Genomic DNA, 18736 nt, shown 5'->3' on the forward strand with positions numbered 1-18736 from the left:
GACATGCGTGTTGGTGATAGATTAGTACGAGGCATCGAACGGAGGGAGTGACAAGTGTGGCGGGATTCGGATAGACCATGGACTCACTAATCGCGCTCGCGGCGCGTGCGCTCGCCGCGGGCGACCCGCTCGGCGCACTGAAGCGGATCGCCTTGCGCGACGACGCGCCTGCGCTCGCGCTTCGAGGCATCGCGATGGCGCAACTCGGCGATCTCGTTCGAGCGAAGGCGCTCATGCGAAGTGCGGCGCGCGCGTTCGGTCCGAAAGAAGCCGTGGCGCGCGCGCGGTGTGTCGTCGCCGAGGCGGAGATCGCGCTCGCCTCAAGAGACCTGGGCTGGACCGCGAAGACGCTCGACGCAGCGCGCGCGACACTGGAAGCACACGGCGACCGCGCAAACGCCGCGCATGCACGGTATCTCGTAGTCCGGCGCCTCCTCCTCATCGGACGTCTCGATGAGGCCGAGCGGGCGCTCGCCGGGCTTGATCCCACGCCCTTCCCGCCCGCGTTGAGGGTCGCCCACGAGCTTGTCGTGGCAGGAATCGCCATGCGGCGCCTACAGGCGAAGACAGCGCGCGCTGCGCTTGCCCGGGCCGAACGCGCCGCGCGTCATGCGGGTATTCCTGCGCTTACGGCAGAGGTTGCAAACGCATCCCTCATACTGGATACGCCCTCCGCGCGCTTGATTGCGAGTGGTGAGGACAGACTCCTCCTGCTCGATGAGGTCGAAACGTTACTGGCGTCGAAGGCGCTTGTCGTGGACGCGTGCCGCCAGCTCGTGCGCGACCCGGGCACGGTGGTTTCGCTCGCCAGGCGTCCGGTCTTGTTCGCGCTCGCACGCGCGCTGGGCGAAGCGTGGCCCGAAGACGTGCCCAGGGACACGCTCGTCGCCCGGGCATTCCGGGCGAAACACGCCGATGAATCGCATCGCGCGCGCTTGCGTGTTGAAATGGGACGGCTTCGCACGGTGCTCGGGACGCTGGGCAGCGTGAGCGCGACGAAGCGCGGGTTTGTGCTGGTGCCGCGTGCCGCGCGCGAGGTCTTCGTGCTGGCGCGGCCCGTTGAAGACAAACATGCGGCGGTGCTTGTCTTCCTTGCCGACGGTGAGTCGTGGACGAGCTCAGCTCTCGCGCTTGTGCTTGGAGCCAGCCAGCGCACCGTGCAGCGCTCACTGGACTCGCTTGCGGCCGCCGGTAAGGTGCAGTCGTTTGGCCGCGGGCGGGCACGTCGCTGGTTGACCCCGCCAGTGCCGGGATTCGCGACAAGCTTGTTACTCCCCGCTCCACTTACCCAATGATTAGGATGCCACTATGAAACGATCAGAGGCGCAAATCATCCGTGAATATGGGCCCTTCCCGGGTGTCGATAACGTGGCTGGCGTCACGTATGACGGTGAGCACGTCTGGTTTGGATCCGGAGACAAGCTGAACGCCTTCGATCCGGCGAGTGGCAACCCTCCTCTGCGCTCACTCGATGTCGCTGCCGATGCAGGAACAGCCTTCGACGGCCAGCACCTGTTTCAGATAGCCGGAGATCGTATCCAGAAGATCGATCCGGCCACCGGCCGGGTGCTCGCCACGATCCCGGCGCCCGCTGGCGGCGCTAACTCGGGGCTCGCGTGGGCGGAAGGAACGCTCTGGGTGGGGCAGTATCAGAGCCGGAAGATCCATCAAGTCGATCCTCAAACAGGGGCGGTTCTTCGCGCCATAGAATCCAACCGCTTCGTCACCGGTGTCACCTGGGTTGACGGAGAGCTCTGGCACGGCACCTGGGAAGATGACGCGAGCGAGCTGAGACATATCGATCCGCAAACGGGAGAGGTCCTGGAGAGCCTCCAGATGCCGTCCGGTGCAGGGGTGTCGGGGCTCGAGTCGGATGGCGGCGAGCAATTCTTCTGCGGTGGCGGAAACAGTGGAAAGGTAAGAGCTGTTCGCCGGCCCCGGCGAGACTCCGCGTCCGGCAGCGACGCCGGGATTCCCGTCGACTCTGAAAGCGAGTAGTTCGCGCAACCCAGCGCGCTTAATGCGCAAGCTCAGTATCGCGAAGCACCATTCCGTGGCGCTGCCGGGCGATGTCGCGGGACGATCCAATCTCCCGCTGCATGCGGGTCGAGTCCCATCCCAACACACGCGCCGCGATTGCCGCAATTTCATCCAGCACGGCACCGGTCAATTGCCCGGAGATCGCGATCGTTGTCCGGCGGAAAAGCAGATCCGCAAGATGCGTCACGGCTTCGTGCTCACACAGGTACTGAATCTCTCGCGCTGTGTAACTCGGCCCGCTTGCGAGCGGTTTGTCATGGAACCTGTCGTGCACCGGCGAGCAGAATGCCGCGATGGCGGATGCACTCGTACCGTAACGCGTGAGCAAGGTTTCAGCTCGTTCGACCGGAACACCGCAACGCGCGGAAAACTCGTTGATCCATGCAGCCCTATCCGCAGAGGTGCGTGGAAAATCATGCCCGCCACCAATGGCTTCGTCTCGAGTGCTGACCCGACGCGTGCGCCCGAGGCGCTTGAGCGTATCGTCGGCGACGGATTCGGCAAATCCCCGGAAGGTTGTCCATTTGCCGCCGACCAGCGAGAGCACGGGGATCTCGGTATCGGGCAGATGATCGACGTGCACCACATGATCGCGACTTACGTCGCCAGGATTCGCGGCATCGGAATAGGGTAACGGGCGCACGCCGCTGTAGCGAAACGTGATGTTCGATGCATCCAGTTCCAGGCGGGGGAAGATTTCCCGCAATACGCCGAGCATATAGTCGACCTCACTGTCCTCGCAGCGAACCTGGTCGGGATCGCTCACGCGGATATCCGTCGAACCGACCAGAAGCCGGTCCATGAAAGGATAGACAAGACAAATGCGACCGTCCTTCGAGCCGAAGTACACCATGCGGCCTTGCAGTTGCGCATGGAGCTCACGATGGGTCACGATCAGGTGCGACCCCTTCGCTCCGCCAATGTACTTTCGCTTGATACCGAGCGACTGGTTCACGGTGTCGATCCACGCGCCACCAGCGTTGACGATGACGGTCGGCGTGACAGGCAACAGCCGCTCCGACACGAGATCACGCAGCCAGACCGTGTTGCCTTCCACGTGGTCAACCGTCACGTAGTTTGCAGCCGCGGCTTCCTCGCAGGCGGCCAGTCCGTCTGCTACCAGTTCGTAGTTCAGTCGTTCGGCCTGAGTGACTTGTGCATCGAAATACGTGGCGGTTGCCTTGATGGCGGGATCGAGCAACGGCAGATTTTGAAGAGAACGTCTTCTGAGCGCGACGTGATGGCGCGGCATCGTCCGGTGATGGCGGCCAAGAAAATCGTAGATCGTGAGACCGATTTTTGAAATGATCGCACCGCGATCGGCGAGCTTCGACTTGACACCGAAAAATCGCAGCGTAGACGCGACGATGCCGCCAAAATACGAATGAATCGGCAATACGGTCTCTAGCGGCAGCACGAAGTGCGGCGCGTTTTTCAGCAAAAGATTGCGCTCGAGCGTGGATTCGGCGACGAGGCCAAATTCCCCGGTTTCAAGATACTTCAGGCCGCCGTGAATGAGCCTCGACGGCGCCGAGCTTGCGCCTGAGGCGAAGTCCGCCTTATCGATCAGCAAGCAGTCGACGTGTTGCAACGACAGGTCGCGGAACAGCCCTGCACCATTAATCCCGCCACCAATAATGAGCACGCTGACTCGGCGCTGTTGTGCCAGCCGGTCGAGAAAAAATTCGCGGGATCGTTCGGTCATCGCTTGTCTCGTCATCAATGCGCCGTGGCGGCGCGATCGAGCGCCGGCCACAACGGGGTCATGCCTGAAATAAGTTCCATGTAGCGCTTGTACACCTCGGTGAGCTGGGCGTGACGTTCCGGGTCCGGCTGATGCGTCCGCTGGATGCGGCATGCGCGCGTAGCCGCCTCCGCTAGCGATGCGAACGCTCCTGCGCTCACGCCAGCACAGAGCGCCGCGCCAAGCGCACTGGCCTCCTGATTCTCCGGAATATCGACAGGAATCCCGAGGGTGTCGGCAAACAACTGGGCAAGCATGGGACTTGATGATCCTCCACCGGTCAGACCCGCCCGCCGCGCGGGAAGAGCGCTGGTCAGTGCTTCGACGTGGTATCGGTGATTGAAGACCATGCCTTCGAGCACCGCCCGCGCCAGATGGGCGCGACGGTGCCAGCCACGGATACCGAAGAATGAAGCGCTCGCGGGCTGCTCGAAGGGGGAACCGAACAGGAACGGATGGAACATGACGGAACTCGGCTCGGCAAATGCAGCCTGCAATTCGTCTCCGATCAGGTCGAACAACGAGCATCCGCGTTGCGAAGCCTGTTGCGCTTCGTGCGCAAAAAATTCACGCAGGAACCAGTCGACGTTGCTCGACGATGCCGGCGAAATCGACATGTTCATCCATTGGCCGGGACGCGTGCCGTTGCGGCACGACCAGCGCGGATCCAGTTGCGGACGGTCCGACAGGATCTCATTGATGCTGAATGTGCCTGCCGTGATCGACAAGATACCCGGCTCCGTGTTGCCCATGCCGACTGCACTGGACGTAACATCGTGCAACCCGCAAGCGACGGGCGTTCCCTCCTTCAGACCGGTTTGCGCGGCAGCTTGTGCGGTGACATGTCCTGCTATGGCCGTGGAAGACACGATCTCAGGTAACGCGTGGCCAATAGACGCGAGACCGTATAAATCCAGGACATCGGCGCTGTATTGTTGCGTTCGGACATCGGTAAAGGATGAACTGGCTTCCGTTGGATCGGTTGCCGGGACGCCGGTCAGACAGAGTCGAAGCCAGTCCTTGCAAAAGAGCACATGGCCGATCTTTGCGTACCGCTCGGGTTCATTGACCTGGATCCATTTGAGCAGGCTGACAGCGGCATAGGGATAAGGCTGCTGGCCGGTCAGTTCCAGCGCGCGTTGCAGCACGCCGGCTTCGCGCCATTGCTCGCGGACGTCAAAGGCCCGGCTGTCGAGCGACAGCATCCCGGGGCCCAGCGGAGCACCATCATGATCAACCAGATATAAGCCATCGCCGTGGCCGGTTACGCCGACCGCTGCGATCGCGTCGGCGGACACCTTGCCACGCTCGAGCGCATCGCGAATGGCGCCGCTTGCCGCTCCCCAGGTTTCCTGCATGTCCCGTTCGACGTGACGGGGACGCGGCTGCCGCTGCTCCACACGCCGGGAGCCTACGGCCACGGTGCGACCTGTGGTGTCGAAGATAACGGCCTTGGTCGCGGTCGAACCGCTGTCGAGGCCCAGAAGATATGTCGGCATCGTGTATCCGGTTTCGTTCGCACTCGGGGTTGGGTGGTGTTAGTGCCGAGGGTGGGTTCTGGGGTTGGTGGTCGGGGTTGGTGGTCGGGGTTGGTGCTGGGTTGCTAGGGTCCTGCGTTAGCGGTCGGAGTCAGTGCCGGGTTGCTGCTTTCAGTGTTAGTGGTCTGCTTGAGTCGGATATTCTCTTTATCACTATTAGCCACTGTGCGTGGCGGCACGTCATTTCATGGTCCTTAGCGACAAAGAAAAGAAGCAAAGAAAACGCTTTTAACCACGCTACCCTAAGTGTCCACAGCGTGCAGTTTTCATTCATAGGTGCCCCAAAAGCACGGTGCTCGCCAGAGCCACGGATGTGTGAACCCCTCCTTCTCCGAACACGGGTTCTGACACGCTTCGCCACCAGTGACTGAACCTGCCCAAGGTTCACCCCGCGCTATCCGCGAACAACCTTCCTCCGCATCGGCACGCATGACGAAGCACATCGCCAACCATTTCGGAAATGAGCTCGCCCGGGCGCAAGAGCCCTTCCCGCAAAAACGCCCGCCGATGCTTAACCGTGGTATTTGGAATCAACCTCGTTGATCGCCGCCACATTACCCGCACTTCGGCCGTTCTCATCGAAGGTCTGTGCCAGAAAAGCATCAGCAATCGTTTTGGCCACTTCCGTCCCGATCACTCGCGAACCCATCGTGATGATCTGCGCATTGTTCGACAGCGCCGCGCGTTCCGCGGAATAGGTATCGTGGCACAGCGCGGCGCGGATTCCAGGCACCTTGTTGGCCGAGATGCTGACGCCGATCCCCGTGCCGCAGACCAGAATCGCACGATCGTAATCGCCGCGCAGCAAGCCCGAAGCCACACGGTCAGACAGATTTGCATAGAACTCCTGTGGATCTGACTCGTTGGTCGAGACCTCGAAAACCTCGAAGCGGTCCTTGAGGTGTTCAGCCAGCACATGGGCCAGTCCCGCCCCAGCACTATCTCCGGCAACTGCAAGTTTCATGATGATCTCCTTCAGGTTGAAGTTTTCACGCGTGCAGACAGGTCAGAGCACAGCCCCGACTCGCTCCAGGATGTCCAGATATCCGGTTACGTCCCAGGCAGAGCGCCCAATGAACAAGCCGTCAATATGTGCACATGCGGCGAGTTCGGCGCAGTTGTGTGGATTGACGGAGCCGCCGTAAAGGCACGGTACACGCCGGCCGAGCATGTCTTGCGCGACCTCGATGATCTCGGCCTGGCGAGCATCCGCATAGTCGGCGCTGGCCGGTATGCCGTGCTCGCCGATGGCCCAAACCGGTTCGTACGCGAGCAGGATCGGCGCAGTGTGTTGTTCAGGCTTTAATCGGCCCAGCGCGCCGCGTACTTCAACAGCCAGTACGTCGGCCGCCCGCCCGCCTTCGCGATCGGCGAGCGTCTCGCCGATGCAGATCAGCGGCGTCAGGCCATGGCGCACCGCCGCCTCGACCTTCAGTCCCACCATTTCATCGGCCTCGCCAAAATGTTCGCGCCGCTCGGAGTGGCCGAGTTCGACCAGATCCATTGCGCAATCGACCAGCATCGACGGTGAAATTTCACCGGTCCAGGCGCCATGATCGGCCCAGTGCATGTTCTGCGCGCCGACCTTCACCGTGGTATCCGCAAGTATTGCCTTGACCTCGCGAATCGCGGTGAAGGGCGGAATCACGAAGCGCTGCATCCGCGGGTCGGCGGTGCTGGTAAGCAGACCCTCGGCAAAAGCGCGCGCCTCCGCCAAGGTCTTGTTCATCTTCCAGCTGGTACCGATCCAGAAAGGGGAATGGGTCATGATGATGTCGTCAATCGGATGCGCGAAATGGCGCTGCTGCGCGTCGCGCCGGGGTGGATCGTGCTACCCCGGCGCGCAGCGTGAAAAACCGCAGGTGCCAGATGGCGCCCTGCGGATTCGAGCGGTAGCATTACTTCGAAAGGGTAAATGCGGAGGTGTACTTGTCCACGTTAGCCTTGGTGATCAGGACGCAATCGAAGAGCTGCTTTTCAGTCTTGGCACCCGTCTTGCCGGTCTTCAGGAACTGATCGGCTTCCTGCACCGCCTTCACTGAAAACGTAGCAACCGGTTGCAGCACCGTGTACTGCAACTCCCCAGCCTTGACCGCGGCAACCGCCGTTGGCGAACCGTCAAATCCACCCACCTTGATGCTCGAGAGTTTGCCCGCCTGCTTGAGCGCGGCAATCCCGCCGAGCGCCATTTCGTCATTGCCGCTGATCACGCCAATGATGTCCGGATGCGCTTGCAACAGGCTCTGCATTGCGTTGAAACCCTTGGTACGATCCCAGTCGGCCACTTGCGATCCGACCTTCTTCAGATCCGGATATTGGCTAAGCACTGACGTATAGCCATTGGAACGCGTGGCGGCGTTGTTGTCGGACGGAGAACCGAGCAGTTCGACATAGTTACCCTTCGATCCGACGTCCTTCACCCATTGCTGCGCACCCAGTGCCGCACCCTGTGCGTTGTTGGAAACGAGCTGCGCCTTGGCCAGGCCCTCCTGGTTGATCTCGGCATTGACGAGGAAAACCGGAATGTTGGCCGCAACCGCTTTTTTCACCGCACCGACCGACCCGCTGGCATTCGCGGGATCGAGAATGATCGCGACCGATTTGTTGGTGATGGCGGTGTCGATCAGCTGGCTCTCGGCGTTGGTGTCGCCCTTCGAAGCCGCGACGTTGGCGGTGTATCCCAGCCGTTTCGCCTCGGCAGCGGCAACGTTGCCTTCTGTCAGCCAGTAGGGGTTCGAGGGATCGTTGACGATGATGGTCACGAGTCCACCCGCCGCATGAGCTTGCCCTGCGAATAGAGGCGCGGCGATAGCGACGGCGGCGAGTGACAGGGTCCTCAGGGTTCTTCTCTTGGTTGTCATGGTAAGTCTCCTTTTTTGATTGGTGATGGCGTCGGTAAAAAAACAAGCAAGGACAAATGAGACATTCTTCTCAAGGTCCGGTGGCGCGGCTCAAGCCTTGCCGCCTTGTGGAGAAGTGGGTTGGCCGGCGGCCGGCGCAGGGCGCTTGACACGGCGGCGATATTGAATGGCGTTGAGCAACACCGCGAGCACGATCACCGCGCCGGTGAACACCGTTTGCCAATAGGAAGAGATGCCGATGATCACCAGACCGTCGGACAGGAAACCGATCACGAAGGCCCCGAGCAGGGTTCCGCGAATATTGCCGGTGCCGCCCATCAGTGACGCGCCTCCGATCACCACAGCGGCAATAGCCGTCAGTTCATAGGTCGTCCCGGCCGTTGGACCGGCGGAAGTGAGCTGCGAGGACAGGATCAACCCGGCGATGGCGGCACAGACCCCCGAGAGCATGTACACGCTGATCTGCACTCTCTTCACCGGAACGCCGGAGAGCTGGGCCGCGCGCTCGTTGCCGCCGGAAGCATAGAGCCAGCGACCGAAGGCCGTGCGGCTGAGCATGATGCTGCCCAGCACCCCGATGACCGCCAGGATCAGGACGCCAACCGGGACATTGAACAGGCGATCGAAGCCGAGCCCGTTGAATCCGACGTTGCCCAGATCCGCGTGGCCGCCCAGGTTGTTGTAGGTCAGGCCGTTGGTCATCAGGAGAGCCAGTCCGCGCACCACGTACATCACCCCGAGCGTAGCAACGAAGGCAGGCACTTTGAACCGCGCGATGAGCACGCCGTTGACCAGGCCGATGAACGCGCCGAGCAGACAGCACAGCACCACCACGACCCAGACCGCCGGATACAACACGACGCCAAACGGGTTCAGCGTCACACCCTGCAGGAAGAATCCCGCGACCACCCCGGACAGGCCGAGGGTGGATCCCACCGACAGGTCGATGCCGCCATTGATGATCACCAGCAGCATGCCGATCGCAAGGATCCCGTAGATAGCCACGTGCGAAGCCATCGTCAGGAAGTTTTCGACCGCGAAGTAATACGGCGAGAGAAACGAAAATACGATGATGATCACGATCAGCGCAAAGAATGCACGTCCTTCGAGCAGCATCTTGCCGAGGTCGAAACCGTCGCCGAACCGGCCGGCGCGGGTTGACGTGGAAGGTTTGGCGGAGTCGTTCATGTTCAAGTCTCCATGCATTTCTATGATCAGATCACCACGGCTTCGCCGGAGGCGGCCATGATCTGGTCTTTGGTGGCATCGGTGCCGAATTCTGCAGATATCTTGCCCCGGCGCATGACGACAATGCGATGCGCGATGCTCAGGCATTCACCCACTTCAGATGTGGAAAACACCACGGCCAAGCCTTTGGTGGCGCTCTCGCTGAGCAGGCGAAAGACCTCGGCCTTCGCGCCGATGTCAATCCCGCGGCTGGGCTCGTCAAGCAGGATGACCTTGGGGCGGGTGGCGAGCATTTTGCCGATGACGACTTTTTGCTGGTTGCCCCCGGACAAGGAACCAATAGGCGCGCCCGGCCCCGCCGTCTTGACGTGAACGTTGCGGATCGACTGATCGACGAGCGCACGCTCGCGGGGAAATGACAGCAGCAACCCTCTGACGAAGGTGCCGATGCTCGCGAGCGACAGGTTGGCGCCGACGTTCATGGTCGGCACCAGGCCATCGCGCTGGCGATCTTCCGGCACGAGCACAAGGCCACGGCCAATACGCCCGGCGATGCTGAGGGACGCTATGTCCTCGCCTTCGAGAAGGACCTTCCCACCGGTTACCGGAGCGCGCCCGGCGACGGCCTCAAGCAGTTCCGTGCGCCCCGCTCCCATCAGACCGTAGATGCACACGATCTCGCCCGCGCGCACCTCGAGCGACAGATGATCGACCACGGAAATGCCGGATCCGGCATCGTCGGCAACGCTGACATCTTCGATCGCCAATGCGACGTCGCCGAACGCGTAGCCTGTCGGCGGCGAGCCGAGGTCAAAGTTCTCTCCCACCATGTTGCGCACGATCCACGCGAGGTCGATATCCTTGGCTTCGGCCGTGGCTGTCATCCTGCCGTCACGCAACACCACGGCGTAATCGGTGATCTGCAGCGCCTCTTCGAGATGATGCGAGATGTAGACAATCGACACGCCGCGGCTGGTCAGGTCGCGGATCACCTTGAACAGCACCTCGACCTCGGAAGCGCTCAGCGCCGAAGTCGGTTCATCCATGATGAGGATGCGCGATTGAACCGAGAGCGCGCGAGCAATTTCGACGACCTGCTGCTGACCCAGGCGCAAGTCCTGCACCCTTGTCAACGGGTCGATTTCCTCCTCCAGATCGGCCATCAAGGCCCGCGCCTGCCGCGCTTCTTCGGCGAAGTTGACGCCCGTCGCGCTGCGCAATTCGCGGCCCATGAAGATGTTGTCGCGCACGCTGAGGTTGGGCGCCAGGCTCAACTCCTGATGGATGATCGAGATACCGTGGTCGCGCGCCTCGTTTGACGAAGCAAAGGCGACGCGCTGACCATCGAGTTCGATATGTCCTGATGTGGGCGTCTCCACCCCGGCGAGAATCTTCATCAAGGTCGATTTGCCCGCGCCGTTTTCGCCGAACAGGGTCGTGACCTTGCCGCGATGGATGTCGAAGTTCACGCCCTTCAGCGCATGCACGCCGCCGTACGACTTCACGATGTCGCGGGCCGACAGCAGTACTTCGCCGGCCGCGGATTGGGTTTGGCGGGTTTGGTTCGGGGTGCTCATTTCGCGTCCAGCTTCACCGGCGTCACAAGCCAGCCGTTCGGATTGATCAACTGGAAGACACCGACAACCGAAATGGTCTTGCCCGTCAGTTTGGCCGTGTCGACCTTCGACAGGACCGCTTTTTTCATCGCCGTATTGATCGCGTATCCGGCGTTCTGGTAGTCGATCTGGTTGGTGAATTGCTCAAAGCTGATGGTGCCGGTGGCGTCGCGCAGGTCGGTGCCGTTGATCGCCGGCCCGGTCTGCACACGGATGATCACCGAGTCAGGCACGTTCGGCACTTTCACGGTATAGATCCCGGCATCCTCACTACCTGCAACGCCGGTGAACTTGACCGAGATTTCGGGACCGATGCCGCCGCCTGCCACGCCATACTGCTTGCCGGCCGCGTCCTGGTCCTTGGCGATGGCCGTGGCCAGCGTGTCGGCGCTGACCGCGCGTCCCTCGATCGCTGCCTGCGTTTTCGGAAATTGCGCCTCCCCGTAGACAGCGGGATCGAACGCCTTCACTTGCGTATCGCCGGCAGACCCGATCTTCACGGCCTTGGTGCTCAAGGCCATCGCAACGATCAAGACCACCGCCAGCCCTGCGGCGATTGCTGCGCGAACGCCGCGCCGGGAGCGACGATTTATTGTTGGGGCAACTGTGCTCATACGGACACCTCCTGTACTCCTGAACCACGTAAATTCAACGCGGGCGTGCTGAATACGGTCGCTTCGACCGGCAGCTTCACCGCGTACACTGCGCGCAGGGAATTACCGTCCCAATCGCGCGTATCGCCTGTCATTTCATGCTTTGACACGTTGCCCCCAGTCGTCAGCGATCACGTTGAGCACCATCGCCGCGGACGCCGCCCCCGGATCGATATGTCCGAGACTGCGCGCGCCGAGACGCGCCGATCGGCCCTTGGTCGCGACCATCGATTTGGTGGACTCGGCGCCCACTGTCGCGGCATCCCGTATCCGCGCCATGATCTCGGGCAGTGTCAGCCCACTCGCCATGCCTTGCTCCGCCGCTGCCGCGGCAGGCGTCCAGACGTCGACCATGGTTTTCTCGCCCTGCTCTGCCTTGCCGCGCGAGCGGATGCCCTCGGCCATGGCGACGATCAGCATCGGCGCTTCGGTCAGCGGCATTTCCGCGCGCGCCCCGGCAGCCTTGGCCGCACGCATGAGCGCGGTGGCATACAGCGGCCCCGATGACGCGCCAACCGCGTTCAGGAAACCCTTTGCCGCGGCGTTCAGTTGATCGGCGAGCGAAGCTTCCCCAGGCAGCACATCGATCGCACGGGATGCCGCCGCAAATCCGTCCGCCATCGCGATACCGTGGTCGGCATCGCCGATCACACCGTCGAGCCGGCACAACTCATCTCGGGCCGCGCCGATGGTGTCGGCGAGTTGGCGGAACACCCGCGCAATGTCACCGGTCGTCAGCATCACCTGGCCTCCTCTGTTGGTACATCGCGCACTCACATGGGTGGTCCAGCAGGCGCTGCAATTCGTCGTCGAGATGCATCAGGGTGATCGAGGCGCCGGCCATTTCGAGCGAGGTACACAGCGGCCCGACCAGGGTGCGATGCACGATCAAACCCGCCTCGGCCAATCGCTGCGCAACACGGCGGTTCATGATGTACAACTCCATCAACGGCGTTGCGCCGAGCGAATTCACCAGCACCGCCACGCGGTCTCCCTTGGCCGCGCCCATCTCAGCCAGGATCGCGTCCATGATCTCGTCGACCACGGCGTCGGCTGGACGTAGCGCTTCACGGCGCATCCCCGGTTCGCCATGGATTCCCATGCCGATTTCCATCTCGCCCGCTGCGATGTCGAAATTCGCGCGCCGCGTTTGCGGCAACGAACAGGGCGCGAGCGCTACACCCAACGTGAAGGTGCGCGCGTTGGCGTGACGCGCGAGCCGCTCCACCTCGTCCAGCGACATCATCAAATCGGCAGCGGCACCCGCAGCCTTGAAAATGAACACATTGCCTGCCACGCCCCGCCGTCGTTCGCGTTGATCGCGCGGGGCGGACGCAATGTCGTCGGTGGTCAGTACCGTGCGCGCCTCGACACCCTCCAGTTCGAGCAGTTCAGTGGCCATGTCGAAATTCATCACGTCGCCGGCATAGTTGCCGTACATGAACAACACGCCGGCGCCTCCGTACGTGGCCAGCGCCGCATCGACCGCCGGTTGCGGCGGGGGTGAGGCGAAGACATTGCCGATCGCCGCTGCATCGGCCAATCCCTTGCCGACAAAGCCCAGGAAAGTCGGCTCGTGCCCCGACCCGCCGCCGATCACCAGCGCCACCTTTCCAGGGCGCGGTCCGTGGCGCGCGACGATCGCACGCGGCGCACGCTCGTGTCGCTGCAGCAAGTCGCCGTGTGCAGCCATCACGCCGTCCAGCATCTCGTCGACGGCGGCATTGCCGTCGTTGATCAGTTTCTGTGTCATAGCGCCTTGCATCGCAGTCTTGCCCCCTCAGATATTCAGGTCGGAAACACCGGTATCGAAATGCGGCGCCCAGAACGCCACCGATTCGGCGATCTGCTCGACTACCTGTCGATCCTTCGGTTCGCGTTCCTTGAACGACAACTCCAGGCATATTTCGTTATCCTCTCCACCGCCTTCTTGAATGGCGGCGATCAGCGGAGCAGGCTGGATGCGGCCGCGCGCGTTGAACTCGGCAGTGAACGGATGGTGGCCCCCCTTGTCCATCAGCGACTGCTTGATATGGATGATGGGCGAGACCCGTGGCACCGCACGGGCCCAGGCATAGGGGTCGAAGTCGTCGGGGTTCGCGCTGGTAATATCGCCGTGATCGATGTCCGCCATCATCCACATTGGCACTGCCATGTTTGCAGCGCTCAGCCGTTTTTGCAGCGCCATGCACGCGGCGATCGTCTCGCCGAACTCGCGCCCGACTGACATCGGCTCCCAGAACACGTATTGCAACCCGGCGCGCTTGGCGTGTTCAGCGACCTCGGCCCAACAGTCGATCGCGGTCTGAAGCAGTGCCTCGCGCCGGTCAGCGTCGTCGTAGTCGCGATAGGTAAAGATGGCGAATTGCGTGCCGATTGAATTGCCACCCAGATCGGCGGTGATGTCGGCGAAAGTCTTGAACCAGTCGACGTAGTAGCGCCGCACGTCGGCATCCGGATGGCCGAAGTGGTTGAGCCGCCCGTAGGGGCCGGTCATGCCCGACGTGATCCGCACCCCGGTTCGCGCCATCGCCGCGCGCATCTGGCGCGTTAGACGTCGCGTGACTGCTGCGGGCCACGAGGGGTTGATGAACTCGTGCGTGAGCTGCACGTCGCGGATCTTCATCTTGTGCGCAATAGCGTCAATGAGATCATCCGGCTCGGCGAAGCGATTCACCAGTGGATTGGTGTTGAGGGCGAGCGTGAAAGCCATTTTCGTCTCGTGTTGTCTCGTGTTGTATGCGGATCGATCGTGGCCCGGTTCAGGCGGATTTTCTGTCGAGGCCGTCGAACCAGGCACCGAACGCAGCCGTTTGCTCGGCACTCATGTGCAGTCCGTGCTTGGTGCGCCGCGTCAGGATGTCCTGCGGCGTCTCGGCCCACTCCTGTGCAATGAGGTAGCGCACCTCTGCCTCGTAAAAATACGGTCCGAACTGTCGGCCGAGATCGGCAACCGAACTAGCGGAGGCGATTACCTGCGCCGTGCGCGCACCGTAGGTCCGTGCGTAATGAAGCATCAAATCCCGCGGCAGCCAGACAAACTCGCGCTGCAAACGCGCAATGAATTGCGGCACGTCGGCGTTCTCGATCTCCCCCCCGGGCAGCGTCGCCGTGGCCGTCCAGTCTTTCCCCATGTCGGGAAAGGTCGGCCGCAGGTGTTGCAGCGCGTGCTCGGAGAGCTTGCGAAAGGTCGTGATCTTGCCGCCGAAGACATTGAGCAAAGGCGCGCCGCCGCTGGTGTCGAGGTCGAACACGTAGTCGCGCGTCACGGCAGAAGGATTGCCTTTGCCGTCGTCGTAAAGCGGACGCACACCCGAGAATGTCTGCACCACGTCCTGTCGCCGCAGCGGCTGCTTGAAGTAACGGTTCACCGCAGCCAGCAGGTATTCGACTTCCGTTTCGTCAATCGACACGTTTTCGGGGGCGCCGTCCCAGGGGATGTCCGTGGTCCCGATGAGCGCCTTGTCGCCTTCATAGGGGTTGATGAAAATCACCCGCTTGTCATGGTTCTGCACCAGGTAGGAATGCGGGCCGTCCCAGAACTTGGGGGTGACGATGTGGCTGCCCTTGACCAGCCGCACCTTGCGTGTCGAATGACTGCCTGCCACGCGCTCGATGACGTCGGCCACCCAAGGCCCGGCGGCATTGACCAGCGTCCGGGCGGTAACAACGCGAGTGGCACCGTTGCGCGTATTGCGCAACTCGATGCGCCACACGCCGCCTTCGCGCCGCGCCGAGGTACAGGCGGTGCGCGTGAGCACTTGTGCACCGCGATGCGCTGCGTCCAGAGCGTTGAGCACCACGAGGCGTGCGTCATCGACCCAGCAGTCGGAATATTCAAAACCCCTGCGGTACTCGTCCTTGATCGGTGCGCCTTCGGGACTGCGCAACAGATCTAGCGTCCGCGTTCCCGGCAGCTTCTTGCGCCCGCCGAGGTGATCGTATAAAAACAGCCCCAGCCTGACCAGCCACGCCGGGCGATCATCCGGGCTGTGCGGCAGCACAAACCGCATTGGCCAGATGATGTGGGGAGCCGCATTGAGCAGCACTTCGCGCTCGATCAACGCCTCACGCACGAGCCTGAATTCGTAGTACTCGAGGTAGCGCAGGCCGCCATGCACCAGCTTGCCCGAACGCGACGAGGTGCCCTGCGCCAGATCGTCCTTCTCGCACAGGATCACTGACAGGCCGCGGCCCGCGGCATCGCGCGCAATGCCCGCGCCGTTGATGCCACCGCCAATGACGAACAGGTCGACCCTCTGGCTGTCGCTCATCTCACCGCCCTCCGTTCGACTTTCGTGTCCGCAGACAGGGCTTCAGGATGAGCCCTGCCTTCCATCTGCCGTGCCTGCCGTGCCATCGCGTCCCACACAGGTTCCAAAGCGCGTCGCGCCTCCTGGTACACGGGGAACGCCTGCGAGTAGGTCTGCACCCGATGCGGATCGGGCGTCTCGACCGGTCCCAACAGTGGCGTGACCCAGTCGGCGATGCACGCCTGCATGTCGGGATAAACGCCGAGCGCGACTGCCGCCATCATGGCGGCCCCGGCAGCGCCCGCCTCTTCGCGCGTGGACGTTCGCACCGGAGCGCCGACCACCGCGCCGAGCACCGCACGCAACGCACGCGACCGGGTCGCACCGCCGGTCAGGCGCAACTCTGCCGGCATCGCCCCGCCCATTGCCGCATAGCAGTCGCGCGCGGCCATCCCGAGCCCCTCGACCACGGCAAGCAACAAATCCGGGAAACGGCTCTCGCTTGTAAGTCCCGTGAAATTGGCGCGTGCGTTGGCGTTCACGAACGGGCCACGCTCGCCCGCATCGGAGATATAGGGGTGGTAAAGGTGCGCGCCTGGCCGGCCCGATTGCAGCCATCCGTCGATGCGTTGCACACGGTCACTTTGCGAGAGCTTCGTGCCGAACTCCGCAAGCAGGTCGCACGCCAGATTGAGGATCCAGTCGACGTTCAGGGTCGCAGCCATGTTCGACTGAACCTGCGCCGACATGCCAGGTATTGGCAGCGCGATGACGTACCCCGTACCCTCTGCGCTCAGATAGACATCGGCGTTGTGCACCGCACGCATATGCATTCCCGTCGACCCGATGATCGAGCAGGTGGCGCCGGCGGAACCGGCCGTGTGAATACCGGCGCCCAACGCCGTCAGCACGATGTCGACGAACCCAAGGCACACCGGCGTTCCGGCCAACAGGCCCGTTGCCGCCGCGGCTTCGGGTGACAGTGCGTGGGTGAGCTCGGTGCCGTCGACGATCTCGGGCAACAAACCACGCCGCGCCGTCAGTCCGAGGGCCTCGATCACCGAGTCGTCATAGCGCCGGGTGCGGAAGTCGCCATAGGTAAAGCTCGCCTCCGACGGATCCGTTGCGCGCACCCCGGTGAGGTTGAGATACAGCCAGTCCTTGCAATGCAACGCAACTTCGGAGCGATCGAGCACCTCGGGCGTTGTTGCTGCCATATGCGCGATCTGCGCGCCCTGACTGCACGCCGCCAGTCCGGTGCCGGTAGCCTCGAATCGGGCACGGCTTGCCGGGTTGCCCTGCAGTCGCAGCACGGTATCCGCGGCGCGCGCGTCCAGCCAGAGCCAGGCGTCGCTCGCGGGCTTGTTGCCCGCGCCGACCAGCCAGGTACCGTCGCCCTGCCCCGTCACCGCCACCGCCGCCGTGCGCCGCGCCAGGCCCTCGACCTTGGTGCCGAGATCACGTAGCGTCTGCGCGCAGTCTGCCCAGGTCCGGTCGAGCGACTGAAAGGCCGCGCCATCGGCACTCGTGGTGTATCGATTGGGAACCGATGCAACGGCGATCTGCCGCCCTGCCAGATCGAAGGCCACCGCCTTGATGACCGAGGTGCCGGCGTCGATACCGACCAGAAGATCGCGTCCTGCGCCGTCGCTGGATGAGGGAACCATCACGCGGCCTCCGCGCTGAGTGTTCCGTCATTCAGCGCGAGCGCCGTGGCTTCATCCGTGATCAAGCCGCTCAGGAGACCGCTGTTCAGGACAGCACGGATCGCGTCTACCTTTTCGGCGCCGCCGGCAATGGCAACGATTCGCCGCCCGGTCAGATCAGCGAGATTGGGGGCCACCGTGCGCGCAGCCAGCGATGTTTCAACGGATTTGCCGGCATGATCGAAAAAGTGACCCAGCACCTCGCCCTGGCCACCCATATCGCGCACCTCGAGAATTTCTGCTGGCTCGATCATCTGCGATGCAACGAGTTGCGCATCCAGCTGTGCGGTGCCGATACCGACGATCATCAGGTCCGCATGCGCTGCCAGATCGAACACCTCGCGCACGCCGCGCTGCGACAGCAATACCTCCCGGTCTTCGGCGGTGTTGGCGAAAAACGGCAGCGGCAGCACATAAGACACGGCGCCGGTTTTTTCCGCCAGACGGTGGATCACGTCGTACGGATTCGCCGTGTAGTTGCGCGTGACTCCGCCCAGCAGCGATACAAAACGCACCTTGCCGGCATCCATGCGCGGCATGTCGGCCACGACCGCCGCCAGCGTCCGGCCATGCCCCATGCCAATCACGCCGCCTTGACGAGCCGCGATCTCGCGTTGCAGAAAGTGCGCCCCGGCCACGCCCAAGGCACGCAGCGGCAGGCCAACCTCGTGCAGATCCGGAACCACCTCGCAATAGGCAAGCCCGTAGCGCTCGGCAATTTCCGCTTCCAGCACGACGCATTCCGCCACGTCGCCATCGATCGTGACCTTCACCGCGCCACTCTGGTTGGCGCGCGTAATAAGCCGATGCGCCTTGACGTTGCTTACCCCGAGACGCATGGCGACATCGGCCTGCGTCTGCCCTGCGGCGTAATGCAACCACGCCGCCCTGATCGCGAGACTGTCTTCGGCATCACGCCTGTCGGCGGATTTCGTCATGTCTTCTCCACGTGCAAACTGAAAAATGAATTTTTTTTCGTCTGCTGTAATTTATTTCATCTGCGCCAAGGATAGCAAGCAAATCCTCTGTTGCCATCCGCTAAAACCCTTACAGGAGAACCGTCATGCTCCCGAAAGGTGGGCGCCCCGGTCGAGGGTTTGGCTACGGTCGGATGGTGGAGGGATTTTTCCGATAACC

Annotated in this window: 16 protein-coding genes; 2 read left to right on the plus strand and 14 right to left on the minus strand. The window is 62.6% G+C overall.

What is annotated here, in order from left to right; all coding sequences use genetic code 11:
* Window positions 1-77: 77 nt before the first annotated feature.
* The gene (locus BSU04_RS34390; protein WP_089164717.1) at window positions 78-1295 is read left to right on the plus strand and encodes a helix-turn-helix domain-containing protein; all 1218 of its coding nucleotides are present in this window, start codon (window positions 78-80) and stop codon (window positions 1293-1295) included.
* A 13-nt stretch (window positions 1296-1308) separates the two neighbouring features.
* On the plus strand, window positions 1309-1998 hold the full coding sequence (locus tag BSU04_RS34395; protein WP_089164718.1) for a Vgb family protein: 690 nt from the start codon (window positions 1309-1311) through the stop codon (window positions 1996-1998).
* A gap of 19 nt (window positions 1999-2017) precedes the next feature.
* Here the strand turns inward: BSU04_RS34395 and BSU04_RS34400 are convergent, their stop codons facing one another.
* The 14 genes from BSU04_RS34400 to BSU04_RS34465 all read right to left on the minus strand — a co-directional run bounded on the left by BSU04_RS34400 (window position 2018) and on the right by BSU04_RS34465 (window position 18537).
* Window positions 2018-3745 (minus strand): glycerol-3-phosphate dehydrogenase/oxidase, encoded by a 1728-nt coding sequence (locus BSU04_RS34400; RefSeq protein WP_089164820.1) that lies wholly within the window; start codon window positions 3743-3745, stop codon window positions 2018-2020.
* A 14-nt stretch (window positions 3746-3759) separates the two neighbouring features.
* The gene (locus BSU04_RS34405) at window positions 3760-5283 is read right to left on the minus strand and encodes an FGGY-family carbohydrate kinase (RefSeq protein WP_089164719.1); all 1524 of its coding nucleotides are present in this window, start codon (window positions 5281-5283) and stop codon (window positions 3760-3762) included.
* 550 nt (window positions 5284-5833) lie between these two features.
* A complete protein-coding gene (derI, locus tag BSU04_RS34410) occupies window positions 5834-6286 on the minus strand; it encodes a D-erythrulose-4-phosphate isomerase (RefSeq protein ID WP_089164720.1) in 453 nt (150 codons plus the stop codon).
* A 42-nt stretch (window positions 6287-6328) separates the two neighbouring features.
* Window positions 6329-7090 carry a triose-phosphate isomerase gene (locus BSU04_RS34415; protein WP_089164721.1) on the minus strand — a complete coding sequence of 254 codons (762 nt, stop codon included), beginning with the start codon at window positions 7088-7090 and terminating at the stop codon, window positions 6329-6331.
* Between the two features lie 130 nt (window positions 7091-7220).
* Window positions 7221-8183 carry a D-ribose ABC transporter substrate-binding protein gene (locus BSU04_RS34420; RefSeq protein ID WP_062086677.1) on the minus strand — a complete coding sequence of 321 codons (963 nt, stop codon included), beginning with the start codon at window positions 8181-8183 and terminating at the stop codon, window positions 7221-7223.
* Between the two features lie 90 nt (window positions 8184-8273).
* Complete coding sequence (locus BSU04_RS34425; protein WP_089164722.1) at window positions 8274-9371, minus strand: ABC transporter permease; 1098 nt, start codon at window positions 9369-9371, stop codon at window positions 8274-8276.
* A 26-nt stretch (window positions 9372-9397) separates the two neighbouring features.
* Window positions 9398-10948 carry a sugar ABC transporter ATP-binding protein gene (locus BSU04_RS34430; RefSeq protein WP_089164723.1) on the minus strand — a complete coding sequence of 517 codons (1551 nt, stop codon included), beginning with the start codon at window positions 10946-10948 and terminating at the stop codon, window positions 9398-9400.
* Entirely contained in the window at window positions 10945-11601 is a 657-nt protein-coding gene (locus tag BSU04_RS34435; protein ID WP_089164724.1) for a DUF2291 family protein, read from the minus strand. The genes BSU04_RS34430 and BSU04_RS34435 overlap by 4 nt, the downstream gene beginning before the upstream one ends.
* A gap of 135 nt (window positions 11602-11736) precedes the next feature.
* On the minus strand, window positions 11737-12381 hold the full coding sequence (dhaL, locus tag BSU04_RS34440; RefSeq protein WP_089164725.1) for a dihydroxyacetone kinase subunit DhaL: 645 nt from the start codon (window positions 12379-12381) through the stop codon (window positions 11737-11739).
* Entirely contained in the window at window positions 12365-13393 is a 1029-nt protein-coding gene (locus BSU04_RS34445; RefSeq protein ID WP_089164726.1) for a dihydroxyacetone kinase subunit DhaK, read from the minus strand. The genes dhaL and BSU04_RS34445 overlap by 17 nt, the downstream gene beginning before the upstream one ends.
* A 27-nt stretch (window positions 13394-13420) precedes the next feature.
* A complete protein-coding gene (locus BSU04_RS34450; RefSeq protein ID WP_089164727.1) occupies window positions 13421-14353 on the minus strand; it encodes a sugar phosphate isomerase/epimerase family protein in 933 nt (310 codons plus the stop codon).
* A 49-nt stretch (window positions 14354-14402) separates the two neighbouring features.
* Window positions 14403-15914 carry a glycerol-3-phosphate dehydrogenase gene (locus BSU04_RS34455; protein ID WP_089164728.1) on the minus strand — a complete coding sequence of 504 codons (1512 nt, stop codon included), beginning with the start codon at window positions 15912-15914 and terminating at the stop codon, window positions 14403-14405.
* Window positions 15911-17560, minus strand: coding sequence for an FGGY-family carbohydrate kinase (locus tag BSU04_RS34460; protein ID WP_089164729.1), 1650 nt, complete (start codon window positions 17558-17560; stop codon window positions 15911-15913). Before BSU04_RS34460 ends, BSU04_RS34455 begins: the two co-directional genes overlap by 4 nt.
* Complete coding sequence (locus tag BSU04_RS34465) at window positions 17560-18537, minus strand: sugar-binding transcriptional regulator (RefSeq protein ID WP_089164730.1); 978 nt, start codon at window positions 18535-18537, stop codon at window positions 17560-17562. The genes BSU04_RS34460 and BSU04_RS34465 overlap by 1 nt, the downstream gene beginning before the upstream one ends.
* Window positions 18538-18736 lie beyond the last annotated feature (199 nt).

This window comes from Caballeronia sordidicola, assembly GCF_002220365.1.
GTDB lineage: Bacteria > Pseudomonadota > Gammaproteobacteria > Burkholderiales > Burkholderiaceae > Caballeronia > Caballeronia sordidicola_C.